The 16,148-nt window shown below is 70.6% G+C and carries 16 protein-coding genes and 1 pseudogene; 8 read left to right on the forward strand and 9 right to left on the reverse strand.

Features of this window, described 5'->3' with window-relative positions; all coding sequences use genetic code 11:
* Positions 1-81: 81 nt before the first annotated feature.
* The 3 genes from cobJ to AC3EO7_RS23545 all read right to left on the reverse strand — a co-directional run bounded on the left by cobJ (position 82) and on the right by AC3EO7_RS23545 (position 2,798).
* A complete protein-coding gene (gene cobJ, locus AC3EO7_RS23535; RefSeq protein ID WP_431968600.1) occupies positions 82-1,632 on the reverse strand; it encodes a precorrin-3B C(17)-methyltransferase in 1,551 nt (516 codons plus the stop codon).
* Positions 1,629-2,264, reverse strand: a complete 636-nt coding sequence (locus AC3EO7_RS23540; protein ID WP_431968599.1) for a precorrin-8X methylmutase — start codon at positions 2,262-2,264, stop codon at positions 1,629-1,631. Before AC3EO7_RS23540 ends, cobJ begins: the two co-directional genes overlap by 4 nt.
* A gap of 96 nt (positions 2,265-2,360) precedes the next feature.
* Positions 2,361-2,798 carry an Lrp/AsnC family transcriptional regulator gene (locus AC3EO7_RS23545; RefSeq protein WP_431968597.1) on the reverse strand — a complete coding sequence of 146 codons (438 nt, stop codon included), beginning with the start codon at positions 2,796-2,798 and terminating at the stop codon, positions 2,361-2,363.
* 135 nt (positions 2,799-2,933) lie between these two features.
* Between AC3EO7_RS23545 and ddaH the strand changes: the two genes are divergently transcribed.
* Positions 2,934-3,779 carry a dimethylargininase gene (gene ddaH / locus AC3EO7_RS23550; protein ID WP_431968595.1) on the forward strand — a complete coding sequence of 282 codons (846 nt, stop codon included), beginning with the start codon at positions 2,934-2,936 and terminating at the stop codon, positions 3,777-3,779.
* 262 nt (positions 3,780-4,041) lie between these two features.
* On the opposite strand, the gene cobG is transcribed toward ddaH, so the two are convergent.
* Positions 4,042-5,223, reverse strand: a complete 1,182-nt coding sequence (gene cobG / locus AC3EO7_RS23555) for a precorrin-3B synthase (protein ID WP_435592399.1) — start codon at positions 5,221-5,223, stop codon at positions 4,042-4,044.
* A 98-nt stretch (positions 5,224-5,321) separates the two neighbouring features.
* On the opposite strand from cobG, the gene AC3EO7_RS23560 reads away from it, so the two are divergent.
* From AC3EO7_RS23560 to AC3EO7_RS23570, 3 genes are all read left to right on the forward strand, one after another.
* Positions 5,322-5,759: a nuclear transport factor 2 family protein gene (locus AC3EO7_RS23560; RefSeq protein WP_431968591.1), complete on the forward strand. Its 438-nt coding sequence runs from the start codon at positions 5,322-5,324 to the stop codon at positions 5,757-5,759.
* A gap of 163 nt (positions 5,760-5,922) precedes the next feature.
* Positions 5,923-9,579, forward strand: a complete 3,657-nt coding sequence (gene cobN, locus AC3EO7_RS23565; RefSeq protein WP_435592400.1) for a cobaltochelatase subunit CobN — start codon at positions 5,923-5,925, stop codon at positions 9,577-9,579.
* Between the two features lie 323 nt (positions 9,580-9,902).
* Positions 9,903-10,412 (forward strand): DUF8020 domain-containing protein, encoded by a 510-nt coding sequence (locus AC3EO7_RS23570; protein ID WP_435592401.1) that lies wholly within the window; start codon positions 9,903-9,905, stop codon positions 10,410-10,412.
* Between the two features lie 545 nt (positions 10,413-10,957).
* On the opposite strand, the gene AC3EO7_RS23575 is transcribed toward AC3EO7_RS23570, so the two are convergent.
* A complete protein-coding gene (locus AC3EO7_RS23575) occupies positions 10,958-11,278 on the reverse strand; it encodes an SgcJ/EcaC family oxidoreductase (RefSeq protein ID WP_435592402.1) in 321 nt (106 codons plus the stop codon).
* On the opposite strand from AC3EO7_RS23575, the gene AC3EO7_RS23580 reads away from it, so the two are divergent.
* The 4 genes and pseudogenes from AC3EO7_RS23580 to AC3EO7_RS23595 all read left to right on the forward strand — a co-directional run bounded on the left by AC3EO7_RS23580 (position 11,229) and on the right by AC3EO7_RS23595 (position 12,842).
* Positions 11,229-11,402 carry a hypothetical protein gene (locus AC3EO7_RS23580; RefSeq protein ID WP_435592430.1) on the forward strand — a complete coding sequence of 58 codons (174 nt, stop codon included), beginning with the start codon at positions 11,229-11,231 and terminating at the stop codon, positions 11,400-11,402. The genes AC3EO7_RS23575 and AC3EO7_RS23580 overlap by 50 nt on opposite strands.
* Before the next feature lie 10 nt (positions 11,403-11,412).
* On the forward strand, positions 11,413-11,814 hold the full coding sequence (locus AC3EO7_RS23585; RefSeq protein ID WP_435592403.1) for a Dabb family protein: 402 nt from the start codon (positions 11,413-11,415) through the stop codon (positions 11,812-11,814).
* A gap of 14 nt (positions 11,815-11,828) precedes the next feature.
* Positions 11,829-12,112 (forward strand): annotated as a pseudogene (locus tag AC3EO7_RS23590) (ABC transporter substrate-binding protein); the annotation flags it as partial.
* Positions 12,113-12,221: 109 nt separating this feature from the next.
* Positions 12,222-12,842: a P-loop nucleotide/nucleoside kinase family protein gene (locus AC3EO7_RS23595; protein ID WP_435592404.1), complete on the forward strand. Its 621-nt coding sequence runs from the start codon at positions 12,222-12,224 to the stop codon at positions 12,840-12,842.
* Between the two features lie 11 nt (positions 12,843-12,853).
* Here the strand turns inward: AC3EO7_RS23595 and AC3EO7_RS23600 are convergent, their stop codons facing one another.
* Genes AC3EO7_RS23600 through AC3EO7_RS23615 form a run of 4 tightly spaced genes read right to left on the reverse strand, consistent with a single transcriptional unit; the run spans position 12,854 to position 15,889 of the window.
* On the reverse strand, positions 12,854-13,903 hold the full coding sequence (locus AC3EO7_RS23600; RefSeq protein ID WP_435592405.1) for an ABC transporter ATP-binding protein: 1,050 nt from the start codon (positions 13,901-13,903) through the stop codon (positions 12,854-12,856).
* Positions 13,900-14,712, reverse strand: a complete 813-nt coding sequence (gene modB / locus AC3EO7_RS23605; RefSeq protein ID WP_431968578.1) for a molybdate ABC transporter permease subunit — start codon at positions 14,710-14,712, stop codon at positions 13,900-13,902. The genes AC3EO7_RS23600 and modB overlap by 4 nt, the downstream gene beginning before the upstream one ends.
* Entirely contained in the window at positions 14,709-15,491 is a 783-nt protein-coding gene (gene modA / locus AC3EO7_RS23610; protein ID WP_431968576.1) for a molybdate ABC transporter substrate-binding protein, read from the reverse strand. The genes modB and modA overlap by 4 nt, the downstream gene beginning before the upstream one ends.
* Positions 15,491-15,889, reverse strand: coding sequence for a TOBE domain-containing protein (locus AC3EO7_RS23615; RefSeq protein ID WP_431968574.1), 399 nt, complete (start codon positions 15,887-15,889; stop codon positions 15,491-15,493). Before AC3EO7_RS23615 ends, modA begins: the two co-directional genes overlap by 1 nt.
* Positions 15,890-16,148: the final 259 nt, after the last annotated feature.

Genomic DNA, 16,148 nt, shown 5'->3' on the forward strand with positions numbered 1-16,148 from the left:
TTTCGTCCCGTCGAAGAGGCTTATGGTACGCGGCGATCACGAGTGCTGGTATGCGCATACCAGATAGGGCTCACCCGCTGGTCACGGCCGGTGGTAGCGCCGCGAGGTGTAGACGCGGGTTCCGTGCGCGGTGTCGACCACGGCGGTGGTGGACGCGCCGATGATCAGCAGGGTGCGCATGTCCACGTCGGCCGGATCGAGATCGATGAGCGAGACGACCCGCACCGACTCGGTGGGCCCTCCGACATCGCGGCCGAGCACCACCGGAGTGTCGGGCTTGCGGTGCTCCAGCAGCAGATCGCGCATCGCGCCGACCTGCCAGGTGCGATGCGAGGACGCCGGGTTGTACACCGCGATCGCCATATCGGCCGAGGCGACCGCCGAAAGGCGTTGCGCGACAACCTCCCACGGCTTGAGCCGGTCGGAGAGCGAGATCATCGCGTAGTCGTGTCCGAGCGGCGCACCGACCCGGCTGGCCACGGCATTGGCCGCGGTGAGGCCGGGCAGCACCCGCACCGGCACGTCCTGCCACTGCGGATCGGCGGATTCCTCGAGCACCGCGGCCGCCATCGCGAACACGCCCGGATCGCCGGAGGAGACCACCGCGACTTTGGCGCCGCGCTTGGCCAGATCCAAAGCCATGGCGGCGCGTTCGGATTCCACGCGGTTGTCGCTGGCGTGCCTGCGCTGGCCGGGACGGTGTGGAACGCGGTCGATGTAAGTGGTGTAGCCGACCAGATCGGTGGCGGCGGCCAGCGCCTCGCGCACCTCCGGCGTCGTCCAGTCCGCCGCGCCGGGTCCGAGGCCGACGACGACGACCTCGCCGGGCGAATTCGCTTCCGCGGGAACAGTCGTGGAGTTCGCGTCCTTTTCTTCCTTCGCCGCGGCGATTCGCGGCAGCGGCGTGGTCGGTCGCGGGCCGGGCACCAGCGTGATCGAGAAGTACGGCACGTCGGCGTCGTTCACCTCGGCGGCGGTGCGCACTTGCTCGCGGTCGGTGCTCGCCCGCTCCACGTAGTAGGCGTCGTCGAGCCGTCCCGCGTCCGAGAGTGCCTGCCGCACACCCGGATACGTCCGGCCGAGCTTCATGATGGCGGCGGCGTCGGTGTCGCGCAGGCGGCGGGTGAGCTCCTCGGTCGGCATGGTGCCGGGGAGCACGGTCAGCACCTGTTCGCCCTCCACCAGCGGGGTGCCGAGCGCCGCCGAGGCCGCGCTCACGGAGGTGATGCCGGGAATGATCTCGGCGTCGAAGCGGTCGGCCAGCCTGCGGTGCATGTGCATGTAGGAGCTGTAGAACAGCGGATCACCGGCCGCGAGCAGGGCGACCGACCGGCCCGCCGCCAGGTGCGCGGCCAGCCGTTCGGCGGCCTGTTCGTAGAACTCGTCGATCGCGCCCTGGTAACCGCCGGGATGGTCGGTGGTCTCCGTCGTCACCGGGTAGACGAGGTGTTCCTCGAGCTGGCCGGGCCGCATGTAGGGCGCGGCGATGCCGCGGGAGATGCTGCGGCCGTGCCGCGCGGAGTGGAAGGCGATCACGTCGGCGGCCGCGATGACGCGCGCCGCCTTGACCGTCACCAGCTCGGGGTCGCCCGGCCCGAGCCCGACGCCCCACAGTTTGCCCGCTGTACTCATTCCGCCTCGCTCGCAATCGCATTCAGTGCCGACGCGGTGATGGCGCTGCCGCCGCGTCTGCCGCGCACCGTCAGGTATTCGACGCCGCCGTAGGCCGCCAGCGCGTCCTTGGACTCGGCGGCGCCGACGAAACCGACCGGAATGCCGAGGATCGCGGCCGGGCGCGGGGCGCCCGCGTCGAGCATGTCCAGCAGGTGGAAGAGCGCGGTCGGCGCGTTGCCGATGGCGACCACCGCGCCGTCCAGCCGGTCGCGCCACAGCTCGAGCGCCGCGGCCGAGCGGGTATTGCCCAGTGCCGCGGCCAGTTCCGGCACGCGGGGGTCGGCGAGGGTGCAGATCACCTCGTTGTCGGCGGGCAGTCTTTTGCGCGTCACGCCGGAGGCGACCATGGTGGCGTCGCAGAGGATCGGCGCGCCCGCGTGCAGCGCCGCCCGTGCGGCCGCGACGACGCTGGGGGAGAAGGCGATGTCCTCGGTCAGGTCCACCTGGCCGCAGCCGTGGATCATGCGGACGACCACCCGCGCCACGTCCGCCGGGAACGCGCTCAGGTCCGCTTCCGCGCGGATCGTCGCGAACGACTGCCGATAGATCTCGGCCCCGTCGGTGAGGTAGCTGGTGCGCACGTCGGACATGGGCACCACCCTAATGGGGCGTCCGAACCGACCTCGCCGACAGCCCGCGCAGGGCGGCGGAGCCACGCCTGGGCGAGCGCGCCCGCCGGTCGCGGGTCAGGTGCGCGGCCGTTCGAGGATGCGGGACATGACGATCGCGCTGCGGGTGCGCCCGACGCGCGCGTTCTCCCTGATGCGTTCCACGGTCGACTCGATCTCGGCCATGTCGGTGGCCATCACGTGCACCAGCGCGTCGGCCTCGCCCGCGATCGTCCAGACGCCCACCACCTGCGGAATCGGCTCCAGGGTGCGGCGCAGCTCGGCCGGGGTGATGTTGTCGCGGTAGTACACCTCGACGTAGGCCTCGGTGGTCCAGCCCAGCGCCGCCGGGTTCACCAGCGCCGTGAAGCCGGTGATCTGTCCGCTGGCGACCATGCGGTCCACCCGGCGCTTGACCGCGGGCGCGGAGAGGCCGACCGCGGAGCCGATCTCTTGGAAGGACGCGCGGGCCGAGCGCAACAGATGGCCGAGGATTCGGCGGTCGGTATCGTCCACGTCACATCATCCTCCGCTCGGCGCAATGATCCGCCGTATGTACGGCGATCTGCGCAACGATTCGGCGTTCCTGACGCAATGGTAGGCCGTTTACCTTCGGATCAGCCGAATCCGCGCCTGACTCCGGGAGCCACGATGACCTCAGTAGCTACCCTCCAGACCACCGAGCCGACCCCCGCGCGCCGACCCGCGCCGCGCCGGTTCGTGATGTGTCGCCCCGACCATTTCGACGTCCGGTACGCGATCAACCCGTGGATGGATCCGAACGCTCCGGTGAACCGCGCACTCGCGCTCGCCCAGTGGGACACCTTGCGCGAGACCTTCGAGCGCCACGGGCACCGGGTCGACGTGGTCCCCGGCGAACCCGGGCTCCCCGACATGGTGTTCGCCGCCAACAGCGGCCTCGCCGTCGGCGACCGGATCATGTCGGCGCGCTTCACCCACGTCGAACGCGCCGCCGAGGGACCCGCCTTTCACCGCTGGTTCACCGGACGCGGCGGCGTCCAGGTCGTGGCGGCGGCGGAATTCAACGAGGGCGAAGGCGATTTCGCCTTGATCGGCGGACGCTTCCTGGCGGGCACCGGCTTCCGCAGTTCCGCGGCGGCCCACCGCGAGGTCGAGTTGCACTTCGAAATCCCGGTGATCTCACTGGAATTGGTGGACCCGCGGTTCTACCACCTGGACACGGTCCTGATGGTCCTCGACGACGCCACCATCGCCTACTACCCGCCCGCCTTCGACGAAACCAGCCGCACCGTCCTCGCTGGCCTGTTCCCCGACGCCATCGAGGCGACCGACGCGGACGCGGCGGCCCTCGGGCTGAACGGCGTCTCCGACGGCTACCACGTCTTCCTGAGTCCGCAGGCCACCGACCTCGCCACCGCCCTCCGCGCCCGCGGCTACCTCCCGGTCCCGGTGGACGTCTCGGAGCTGTTGAAGGCGGGCGGCGGGATCAAATGCTGCACCTTGGAGTTGCATTGACCCCGAGTGGCTGGAGCCGAAATCGCGTGCGGCACAGCCATTGCATCAGGACCTCCGACTCGGCGTCACGATCGCGTGCGGCATCGCCGATTCCGGATTCGGCGGAAGTCCAACCCGGCGACCACGGCCGCACGCCGGAATGGGCTCGGCGCCACCGCAGACGCGGCTGGTTCCGGGCAGGGGGTGCGATCAGTCGACGCGGTAGCCGTCGTGAGTTGTCGCCGCGGCGGTGAGGTCGCCGTGTGGTCGGTAGCCGTGTGACTCAGTCGACCCGATAGCCGTCGGGAGTCGCCACCACGTCGGTGACCTCGCCGCGCGGGCGTCCGCAGCGGCGGTCGCAGCCGGACCAGTGCTGGCGGCCCGCGACCCTGACCTCTTCGGCGGGGACGGCCTGCTCGTGCGCGGTGTCGGTCGACGCGCCCTCGGCAAGCACGCGGCCGGATTCGACGGCGGCGGTGACATCGGCGCGCACGTCCGTGAGCGACTTCGCGCAGCCGGGCTGTCCGGCGCAGGCGCTGACGTGCAGCCAGGGGGAGGCGGCGTCGAAGATCAAGCCCATCGGGGCCAGGACGCGCACCACCTGTTCGGCGGCCCACTCGTCGAGGTCGGCGATGACCAGGCTGCGCCACGGCGTGACGATCACCGGACGTTCGATGGCCGCGACGAATTCGGCGACGCGGGCGTCGAGCGCGCCGAGCCGCACGCCCGCGCCGAGCGCGACCAAGCCGTCGTCCTGGTTCAGCCAGCCGATCGGAACATCCTGGACGGGGAGGATTTCCACGCGCTCCGCACCGGGAGCCAGACCGAGCGACTCGACGATTCGGGCCGGGCCGTCCGCGATCTCGTGTAGCCGCCACTGCCCCGAGCTCACCTCGAGGAAACTCGCCGACGCGGCCAGCACGATATCGACGGCCTCTGATCCGGCGACACGGACGCCGGTGTCGGCCCCAGCCAGCAGCAGTGCGAACTCGTCGGGACCGACCGCGTGGACGCCGATGTCGCCATCCAGTGCGCTGACGTCGCCGCGTCCGTCGTCGAGCGTGAACAGGACCCGCCCCGGCAGTTCCGCCAACCGGGCCTCCGCGCACAGCCGGGCGTCGAGCGCGCCGACCAGCCCGCGCACGTCCGCGAGTCCGCCGACCCGCCCGGACAGCGGCGAGGCCACGATGTTGCGCACCCGCTCGTGTGTCCGGCTCGGCAGCAGTCCGGCGGCGGTCGCGCGCGCGGTCAGCTCCGCGGCGTCGCGCACCTGCCGCAGCTGGAGATTGCCGCGAGAGGTGAGTTCGATCGCGCCGTCGCCGAGTTCGCTCGCCGCGGCGGCCAAGGCCAGCACCTGCTCCGGCGTGAGGCGTCCGCCGGGCACCCTGATGCGCGCGAGCGGTCCGTCGGCGGCCTGATGGAGCCGGAGCACGCCGGGGCAGGAATCGGGGGCGGTTCTGGTCATAGCTCCTTCAGCCTACGTGCGCGACCGCGCCGCGAGATCGCGCCTCGTGGGGGAATTCACCGAGCGCGGTGACCCGCGCGATCGATAGGGTGGCGGACATGACCGATTTCTCCGATGTCGCAGATCGTTTGGCGATCATCGACCTCGCCACCCAGATGTTCGTCTACTGCGACCAGAAGCGCTGGGACGATCTGGCCGAGGTGTTCACCGCGAAGGTCGATTTCGACGGCGGTTTCGGCGACCCCGCCGCGTCGCGCCCTGCCGCCGACATCGTCGCCGACTGGCGCGCGGGCCTCGGCGACCTCGACGCGATCCACCATCAGGCGGGCAACTACCTGATCGATCGCGACGGCGACACCGCCGACGTGCACGCGGACTCCATCGCCGTGCACGTGAAGAACGACGCCGCCAACGGCAAGACCCGCACCTTCGTCGGCAGCTACGACCTCGGCGTCGAGCGCACGCCCGCGGGCTGGCGCATCAACAGGTTCCACTATCTGCTCAAGGTCGTCGACGGCAACGCCGACCTGTCCTGAACCGGGGGTGCGGCGGTCCGCACCGGGCCGGGTAGCATCGGCGTGCTCGGCGGGCGACGAGGAAACCGGTGCAATTCCGGTGCGGTCGCGCCACTGTGAACAGCCAGACCCTCTCCGGCGAGCACCACACCCCGATGGGCGCGTCACCCGAGGAAGGTCACCCGTGATCCTGCTGCTGTCCACGTCCGACACCGATCTGCTCAGCGCGCGCGCCAGCGGCGCGGACTACCGGCTGGGCAATCCCGCCCGCCTGCTGGTCGACGACCTGCCCGGGCTGCTGGACGGAGCCGATCTCGTGGTCGTCCGCATCCTCGGCGGCAAGCGCGCCTGGGAGGACGGGCTTGCCGCGCTGCGTGACAGCGGCGTGCCGACGGTGGCGCTCGGCGGCGAGATCGCGCCGGACGCCGAGCTCATGGAATGCTCCACGGTGCCGGGCGGCGTCGCGGCCGACGCGCACAACTACCTGGCCGCGGGCGGTCCGGAGAACCTGCGGCAGCTGCACAACTTCCTGTCCGACACGGTCTTGCTCACCGGCCACGGCTTCGCGCCGCCGGTGCAGCTGCCGAGCTGGGGCGAGCTCGAGCGCGCGGCCCGTCACCCGGCGCCCGTCGCCGGTGTGCCGACCGTCGCGGTGATCTACTACCGCGCCCAGCATCTGGCGGGCAACACCGGCTACGTCGACGCGCTGTGCGCCGCGATCGAGGACGCGGGCGCGCGACCGCTGCCGCTGTACTGCGCCTCGCTGCGCACCGCCGAACCCGAGCTGCTGACCACGCTGCGGCAGGCCGACGCGCTGGTCGTCACCGTGCTCGCCGCGGGCGGCACCAAACCGGCCACCGCGTCGGCGGGCGGCGACGACGAGGCGTGGGACGTCGGCGCGCTCGCCGACCTGGACGTGCCGATTCTGCAGGGCCTGTGCCTGACCAGCGGCCGCGACCAGTGGGAGGACAACGACGACGGCCTCTCGCCGCTGGACGTCGCGACCCAGGTGGCCGTACCGGAATTCGACGGTCGCATCATCACGGTGCCGTTCTCGTTCAAGGAGTTCGACGCCGACGGCCTGTCCACCTACGTCCCCGATCCGGAGCGGTCCGCGCGGGTCGCGGGCATCGCGACGCGGTACGCGCGGCTGCGCCACATCCCGGCCGCCGAGAAGCGGCTGGCCGTCGTGCTCTCCGCCTATCCCACCAAGCACGCCCGCATCGGCAACGCCGTCGGCCTCGACACCCCTGCGAGCGCCATCCGGCTGCTGACCGAATTGCGCTCCGCCGGTTACGATCTCGGCGACTCAGGGGAGATTCCCGGGCTGGACGAGCGCGACGGCGACGCCCTGATCCACGCGCTCATCGCGGCGGGCGGCCAGGACCCGGACTGGCTCACCGCCGAACAGTTGGAGGGCAACCCGATCCGCATCGGCGCCGCCGCCTACACCGCGTGGTTCGAGACCCTTCCCGAGGACCTGCGCGAGGCCGTCGTCGAGGCGTGGGGCCCGCCGCCCGGCGAGCTGTACGTCGACCGTTCGGCCGACCCGAAGGGCGAAATCGTCATCGCCGCACTGCGTTTCGGAAACGTGGTGCTGATGGTGCAGCCGCCGCGCGGCTTCGGCGAGAACCCGGTCGCGATCTACCACGATCCCGATCTGCCGCCCAGCCACCACTACCTGGCCGCCTACCGCTGGCTGGCGGCGCCCCAGGCCACGGGCGGTTTCGGCGCGGACGCCATGGTGCATCTCGGCAAGCACGGCAACCTGGAGTGGTTGCCGGGCAAGACCCTCGGCATGTCGGCCTCGTGCGGCACCGACGCGGCGCTGGGCGATCTGCCGCTGATCTACCCGTTCCTGGTCAACGATCCCGGTGAGGGCACCCAGGCCAAGCGCCGCGCGCACGCGACCCTGGTCGACCACCTCATCCCGCCCATGGCGCGCGCCGAAAGCTACGGCGACATCTCGCGATTGGAGCAACTGCTCGACGAGCACGCCAATATCTCCGCCCTCGACCCGGCCAAGCTGCCCGCCATCCGCCAGCAGATCTGGACGCTGATGCGCGCGGCCAAGATGGACCACGACCTCGGGCTCACCGAACGCCCGGACGAGGAGTCCTTCGACGACATGCTGTTGCACGTCGACGGCTGGCTCTGCGAGATCAAGGACGTGCAGATCCGCGACGGACTGCACGTCCTCGGCCAGGCGCCCGTCGGCGAGGGCGAACTCGACCTGGTGCTGGCGATGTTGCGCGCCCGGCAGCTGTGGGGCGGCGAGGTGTCGGTGCCCGGCCTGCGAGAAGCGTTGGGACTGAACGAATCCGGCGGCGAGGCCCGCGAGCGGGTCGACCTGATCGAGGGCAGGGCGCGCGAGCTGCTCGGCGCGTTGCAGGCCGCCGAGTGGTCGGTCGACGCGATCGACGGACTGGTCGCGGACCTTGCGGGTGCCCTGGCGCCCTCGGGTGCGGCGGCCGTCGCAGGCGCCGAGCCCGGTACGGTCGGCGCGGTGCGGGCTGTCCTGCGGTTCGCTGCCACCGAAGTGGTGCCGCGCCTGCGGCAGACCGGCGTCGAGATCGAGCGGGTGCTGCACGCCTTGAACGGCGGATTCGTCCCGGCGGGCCCGAGCGGTTCGCCGCTGCGCGGCCTGATCAACGTGCTGCCCACCGGCCGCAATTTCTACTCTGTCGATCCGAAGGCAGTGCCGTCGCGGCTGGCCTGGGAGACCGGGCAGGCCATGGCCGAATCGCTGGTCGAACGCTATCGGGCCGATCACGGTGAATACCCACGCTCGGTGGGGCTTTCGGTGTGGGGCACCTCGGCCATGCGCACCTCCGGCGACGACATCGCCGAGGTCTTCGCCTTGCTCGGCGTGCGCCCGGTGTGGGACGAGGCCAGCCGTCGCGTCACCACCCTCGAGGTGATTCCGCTGTCCGAGCTCGGCAGGCCGCGCATCGACGTGACCGTGCGCATCAGCGGATTCTTCCGCGACGCCTTCCCACACGTGCTCGCCCTGCTCGACGACGCGGTCCGGCTGGTGGCCGATCTCGACGAGCCCGCGGAATCGAATTACGTTCGCGCGCACGCCCAGTCGGATCTCGCCGAGCACGGCGACGCCCGCCGTGCCACCACCCGCATCTTCGGCTCCAAGCCCGGCACCTACGGCGCGGGCCTGCTTCAGCTCATCGATTCCAAGAGCTGGCGCACCGACGACGATCTCGCGCAGGTCTATACCGCGTGGGGCGGCTACGCCTACGGTCGCGATCTCGACGGCGCTCCTGCCGCCGACGACATGCGCTCGGCCTACCGCCGAATCACCGTGGCCGCCAAGAACACCGACACCCGCGAGCACGACATCGCCGACTCCGACGACTACTTCCAATACCACGGCGGCATGGTCGCCACCGTACGCGCGCTCACGGGCAAGAACCCGGAGGCCTACATCGGCGACAGCACCCGGCCCGACGCGGTGCGCACCAGGACGCTGTCGGAGGAGACCTCGCGGGTGTTCCGTGCCCGCGTGGTGAACCCGCGCTGGCTGGAGGCGATGCGCAGGCACGGCTACAAGGGCGCGTTCGAGATGGCGGCCACCGTCGACTACCTGTTCGGCTATGACGCCACCACCGACGTCGTCGCCGACTGGATGTACGAAAAGCTCACCGAGAGCTACGTTTTCGACGACATGAACCGCAAGTTCATGGAGCAGTCCAACCCGTGGGCGCTGCACGGTATCACCGAACGGCTGCTGGAGGCGGCCGAGCGCGGCATGTGGGCCGCCCCCGAGCCGGAGACGCTGGACCGGTTGCGCCAGGTGTACCTGGAGACCGAGGGCGAGCTCGAGTAGCCTCGGCGTCGTGCGGGCGGACCCGGTTATGATCAGGTCCGCCCGCCACCGATGCCGTGGTATACCACCGCAAAACGACGCCTCGGTTTTTATTGTGCCGCATGTTGTTTCGTTCCGGTTATCGGTGGATTCGAGCGCGCAAATACCATCGACCAGAATTGGCAACCCCCCAATTCCAGGGCCGATTCGCTGATCTTGCAACACAATTCGGTCTCGTCATTCTATCGACACCGAGAGCGCCCATGGCGCATCATTATCGATGTCCCTAAAGCCGATTCTCGGGGCACACAATATTCGGATCGGCCGGATGATGGAGATTCATCATGATCAAAAAGTTGATAGCGGCCGCGGTGCTGACCGTTGCCGCGACCACCGGCATCGCCACCGCGACCGCCAACGGCTCGCCCGGCGGCGTGGTGGCGGGGGTGGACCGGGGGGTCGAGTACACGGCCTCGGTGGCGCCGGATCGCTCGGGTGCCACGCTCACCCTCGCGTCCGGGACCTTCGAGGTCGCGCCGGACGCGGTGCTGGTGCACGCGCCCGACGGCACGGTGATCGGCAGCCTGCCGACCACGCTGCACACCGTGGCGGGGCAGCAGGTGCAAGTCGCGCCGGTAATCGACGCGAGCGCAACGGAATTGACGCTCACCCCGGTGAGCGGCCCGGTCCGGCCGGAACTGGCGTTCATCGGCGATGCGGGAACGACGATCGGTGGTATCGCGATCGGCTGTGTGATCGGCGCATTGATCGGCGCGATCTTCCTCATCCTTCCCGCCATTCCCGGCTGCATCATCGGCGCCGTGATCGGCGGGATCATCGGCGCGAACGCCTGAGCCGAGCAATCGCGGGGTGAACGGCCCCGCGACCACCGGCGGCCCGTCCTGGACGAATTCCGGACGGGCCGCACTCACGCCCTCGCAATTTCCGGACATCCCGCTTTTCATTTCCGCGGAAAATCGGTTCGCGCGGACTCTCGAAACGCTGCATGGGCGATACGACATCTGCGCGGCGTGTCGAGTCTCTGCGGGAAGCCCGCCTCGCCGAGGGGTGGGGGGCGGCCAGGTCTGCCCCGGGTTCGCGGGGAGGGCGCGGCGGGTGCCGATGGCGGCGGTGAGCGGCGGAAATGCGTCGAAAATTGGGGTGTCCAGCTATTGACTAGCGGGGAAAACCGAGGACGATAGGTTGTATACCGGAAACACCGAAGAAGAGTCGTACAAACGGCGGAGACGTCCAAAGAATGTAGTGACAAATCTTCAAGATCCGGCTAGGCCCCCGGCAAGCCAGTCGAAGACCGGAGTCGTCAGCGACGACTGAGACTCATGGAAATCGATGGAGACTACCGGGGACTGTTCTGTTCGGGGGTTGTTCGCCCCGCTCCTCATCCGGCCTTCGGAACGAGCGTGTTGTGCCGCGCCGCCGTCCACCACCGGCCGTTCTCCTTCACCAGGACGTACAGCGCGACCATCGCCGGGTCGTGGTCGATCGGCTCGCCGTCCGTCGTGATCGCCCGCGCCGCCTTGTGCGCGACGGCGACATCGGGGCGCAGGAAGACGATGTCGGTCACCTCGTACCTCGCGTACTCATCTTTCAGGAACCCGGCCAGCCCCTTGCGCCCCGCGTCGAGCAGCGCCTCCCGTCCGGTGATCACCGTGCCCATCGCGTTCCCCGCCGACGCGTTGGCCGTGAACCCGCTGACCATCAGCTCCGCGTCCAACCTGGCTCGGCCCGATCGGATCCTGCGCCTGGCCGCGGACAACAAGACCTACGGTCCGCAGGCGTCGCTGATCCTGGCGGCGGCTCGCGCTACGACCTGTCCGCGCTGAGGAGATTGTCATGATCGTTCACCTGCTGCGTTTCGCGTTCCGCGACGAGGCGACGGAGGAGCGGGAAGCGGACGTCCTCGCCGCGATGCGGCGCACGGCGGGGGTGGAATCGGTGTCGTTCTCGGCGGTCGGGCAGCACCTGGGAGATCCGACGGCGGGGTACACGCACAGCTACTGCGTCGGCATCGCCGACCTGGCGGCGCTCGAGCGCTACATGCACGACCCGGTGCACCTCGCGGGCGATCCCGGCATCATTCCGCACCTGGCCAAGCTCGCGATCGGCCCGGACGTCTCCGACGACATGGATCCGGAGCTCGGCGCCAAGATCATGGCCATGCACGAACGCAAGCTCGCGATGTACCCGGAGTGGGCTCGGCTGATGGAGTCGATCCCGGAAGTGCTCGTCGCCTAGGAAATCCCGCTCTCGAATCGGACGCGTGGATCACCGCCCACCCGCGGGCCGCCGCGCAGTATTTCGTCGACGACGCGGTCGCCCGCGGCGGGTCCGCCGACCTGGACGCGTGGGAGGCGGCGTTGCGCGGCAGGCCGTTCGGCGTCCGGTCGGCCACCGAAGCGTTCCTCGACGAGCAGCAGCGCGCCGCCGACCTGCTGGCCGCCGACGGGCTGCCGCCCGCCACGGTACGGTGCGCGACGCGGTGCTGCCGTGGATCGGGGAGGTCGTCGCCGACACCGAGGCCGCCGCGGTCTGAGCCCGCGCGGTCGACCGGCTCGGACGGTTGTCGAGCCGGTCGGCCCGTCACGGCGGGCTCTCGATCGATCGCGCCGATCCGGGCCGCCGCGATGTGGTGGACTGGAGCGATGCTGGAGAACCGCGATCAGCTGGACGTGCGCGTGCCGACGCCTGTGCGGGAGCGGCTGCGCCCGGTGGCCGAGGCCCTTGGGCGCCGCGGGCTGGTACTGCTCTGCGGCTTCCCCGCCTCCGGGAAGTCCACGGCCGCAGCGTATCTGCGCGCGCTGTGCGGCGCCGTGGTGCTGGACAAGGACCGCTTCGTGCCGCTGCTCGAGGAACAGGTGATGGAGCAGTTGACCGGCGACCGCAACGACCGCGATTCCGACACCTATCGGACGCTGATCTCGCCCGGCCTGTACGAGGGACTCATCCGCACCGGATTGACTGCCGCCGCCGCCGCGCCGGTGGTGCTGGACGCGCCGTTCCTGTCCACGATCCGCAACGCCCACGCCGCCGGGCGCACCCTCAGCGAGTACGTGCGCGGCTATCCCGAGGCGGCGCGATCGATGCCGATCGTCACGGTGTGGCTGGACACCCCTGCGGATCGGATCAGGGCGCGGATGATCGCGCGGGGCGCCGACCGGGACGCGCCCAAGCTGGCCGAGTGGGAGGCGTACCGGTCCGCCGTGCTCGAGTCGGGGACCCGCGAGAAGGCTTGTCGCGCCTGCGATGTCGTGATTCCCAGCTGACAGCCCGAAGCTCAGGCCGGATACGTCCGCGCCTCGGTGGCCTTGACCGCAGCCCACAGGCGCAGGCCGGGTCGCAGGCGCAGTTCGGCGACCGTGGCCGGGGTGATATCGGCGAGCACGGGCGGGTGACCGTCGAGGCGGACGCGGGTGGTGTGGGCGTGCTGTTCGATGCCGCCGATGGTGACCGGCCAGGTGTTGCGCGGGCTGCCCTCGGGGCGTTCCAGGTGCAGGCTCACCGCGTTCGGCGGGAAGGCGACGTGGACGCGTCCGTCGGCGGGTTCGGCGACGGTGAGCTCGCCGCCCCCATCGAGTTCGACGGTGAGCTCGCGGGCGGCGCCGCGATACAGGTTGAGGCCCACCAGATTCGCCACGTAGTCCGAGCGTGGTTGCCTGGCGACCTCGGCGGGCGGCCCCTGCTGCACGACCCGGCCGTGTTCGAGGATGATCAGCCGGTCGGCGAGCACCATGGCGTCGAGCGGGTCGTGGGTGACGAGCACCGTGTGGCCAGGGTAGTCGCGCAGATGGTGGGCCAGATCGGAACGCACCTGGAGCCGGGTGCTCGCGTCGAGCGCGGCGAGCGGCTCGTCGAGCAGCAGCAGCCGCGGGTCGGTGACCAGCGCGCGGGCCAGCGCGACGCGCTGAGCCTGACCGCCGGACAGCGCGCGAGGTTTACGGTGCGCGTGCTCGGCGAGCCCGACCCGGTCGAGCCATTCGGCGGCGCGCTGCCGGGCTTCGGCGCGACGGTGGCCGCGGGCGCGCAGGCCAAAGGCGACGTTGTCCAGCGCGGAGAGGTGCGCGAAGAGCAGGTAGTCCTGGAACACCACGCCGACCTCGCGGCGTTCGGCGGGCACGAACACCGACGGCGGCGCGTCCCAGGTGCGCTCGCCGAGCCGCAGGTGTCCATCGGTCACCGGGAGCAGGCCGGCCAGCGCCCGAAGCGCGGTGGTCTTGCCCGCGCCGTTCGGCCCGAGCAGCGCCACCACTTCGCCCGGTTCGGCCGCGAGCGCGAGGTCGAGGCTGAATGCGCCACGGGTGACGCGTATTTCGGCGTCCAGCGTCACAGCGCACCTCGGATCCAGCGCTCCCGCAGCGCGACGAGCACACCTACCGAGACCACTAGCAGCACCAGGCTCAGCACGATCGCCGCGTCCGGATCGGTCTCCAGCGCGAGGTACACCGCCAGCGGCATGGTGGTGGTCTTGCCGGGAAAGTTGCCCGCGAAGGTGATCGTCGCCCCGAATTCGCCGAGCGCGCGGGCCCAGCAGAGCACCGCGCCCGCGACCACGCCGGGCAGCACCGACGGCAGCGTGACGCGGCGGAAGGCGTACCAGCGCGACGCGCCGAGGGTGGCGGCGGCTTCCTCGAACCGCACATCCGCGGCGCGCAGCGCGCCCTCCACGGAGATGACCAGGAACGGCATCGCCACGAAGGCCTCGGCCACCACCACGCCCGCCGTCGTGAACGGCAGCGAGACGCCGAACCAGTCGTAGAGGTACCGGCCGGCCAGCCCGCGCCTGCCGAGCACCAGCAGCAGTGCGACACCGCCGACCACGGGCGGCAGCACCAGCGGCACGGTGACGAGCGCGCGAATCAGCCCGCGGCCGGGCACTTCCCCGCGAGCGAGCAGCCAAGCGAGCGGAATACCGAGCAGCAGGCAGACGACCGTGGCGAGGCTCGCGCAGAACAGCGAAAGCCGCAGTGCCTCACCTACTTCGGCGCTGAACAGGCGTTCCGGCATGGTCTGCCACGGCGCCCGCAGCAGCAGCCCTGCCAGCGGGACGAGCAGGAACAGCAACCCGCAGACGGCGGGCAGCACCAGGACGAGCGGTCGCCGCCCGCGGACCGCCCGCCGTCGTGCGGGTGCGGTCACGGTGTGTCGAAGCCGGCCTGCGCGAACACCGCCTTGGCCTTGTCCGACTTGACGAAGTCCACGAAGGCCTGCGCCGCGGCCGGGTTGGGAGACTCGGCCAGCGGCGCGACCGGGTAGTCGTTGACCGCCTTGTCGGCCTCCGGGAAGTCGATGCTCTCCACCTTGTCGCTCGCGGCCCGCACGTCGGTGCGGTAAACGAGCGCGGCGTCGACTTCGCCGAGCGTCACCTTGGTCAGCACGGCCTTGACGTCGGGTTCGCGGGTGTCGGGCTGCGGAGTGACGCCCGCGGCTTCGAAGACCTTCTGCGCCGCGGCCCCGCACGGCACCTGCTCGGCGCACAGCGCGAGCTTGGGTTCGGACTTGCCGAAATCGGTCAGCCCGGCGATGTGTCCTGGATTGCCTTTCGGCACCGCGATCGTCAGCCGGTTGCGCACGAAGGTGGACGGCGTCGCGGTGACCTCGCCCTTGTCGACGACCTGCTGCATGTTCTTCGGCGCCGCCGAGGCGAACACGTCGGCGGGGGCGCCCTGGTTGATCTGCTCGGCGAGCGCGGAGCTGGCCCCGAAGCTGTAGACGACCTTGACGCCCGGATGTGCGGCCTCGAACTGCTTGCCGAGTTCGGTGAAGGTCTCGGTGAGCGAGGCGGCGGCGAAGACGGTCACGGTGCCGGTCACGGAGTCGCCCGTGGCCGGTGCGTCGTCGGAGCCGCAGCCCGTCAGAGACGCGAGTACGAGCGTCGCGGTGACCGCGCTCACCGTGCGAAACAGTGTCATCCTCATCAACTTTCCGGTATTTCGACAACGACGTGTGTGGACTTCACCGACGCGACGGCGACGCTGCCGACCTCGAGCCCGAGCTCGTCGACCGATTCACGGCTCAGCAGCGAGACCAGCCGGAACGGCCCGGCCTGCATCTCGACCTGGGCCATGACCGTGTCCTTGACGATGCGGGTCACGATGCCGCGCATACGGTTGCGGGCGGACGCCGCCACGGTGACGCCGGGCGCGGGCGCCTCGGCGTTGGCGCGCAGGAATTCGGCGAGATCGCGGCCGTCGACGCCCTTGCGCCCGTTGTCGAGCAGGATCGCGGGCAGCCGCCCCTGATCGATCCACCGCCGCACGGTGTCGTCGCTGACGCCCATGAGGGCGGCCGCCTCGCTGATCCGCAGATTCGCCACGGTCGGGAGTTTATTGCCGCATTCGCGGAAAGGGAAACCGAACCGGCCGCGAACCCGCCGCGGCTGAGTCCGGGCGTCCGTAGGGGTTCGCTCGGTCGTCCCTGAATCAGTCGACGGTGCGTTACGGGCGCGCGCTCGACGAGATCGTTCGGCAGGGCCGACGGCTATGTGCCGATCGGGGACCGGCTGGAGCAGTCGAAGTCGGAGCTCTTCGCCGTCGCCCGCCGCACGCTGGGCACCCTGGAAGTCTCGGGCCCCT

It is taken from the genome of Nocardia sp. bgisy118, assembly GCF_057708605.1.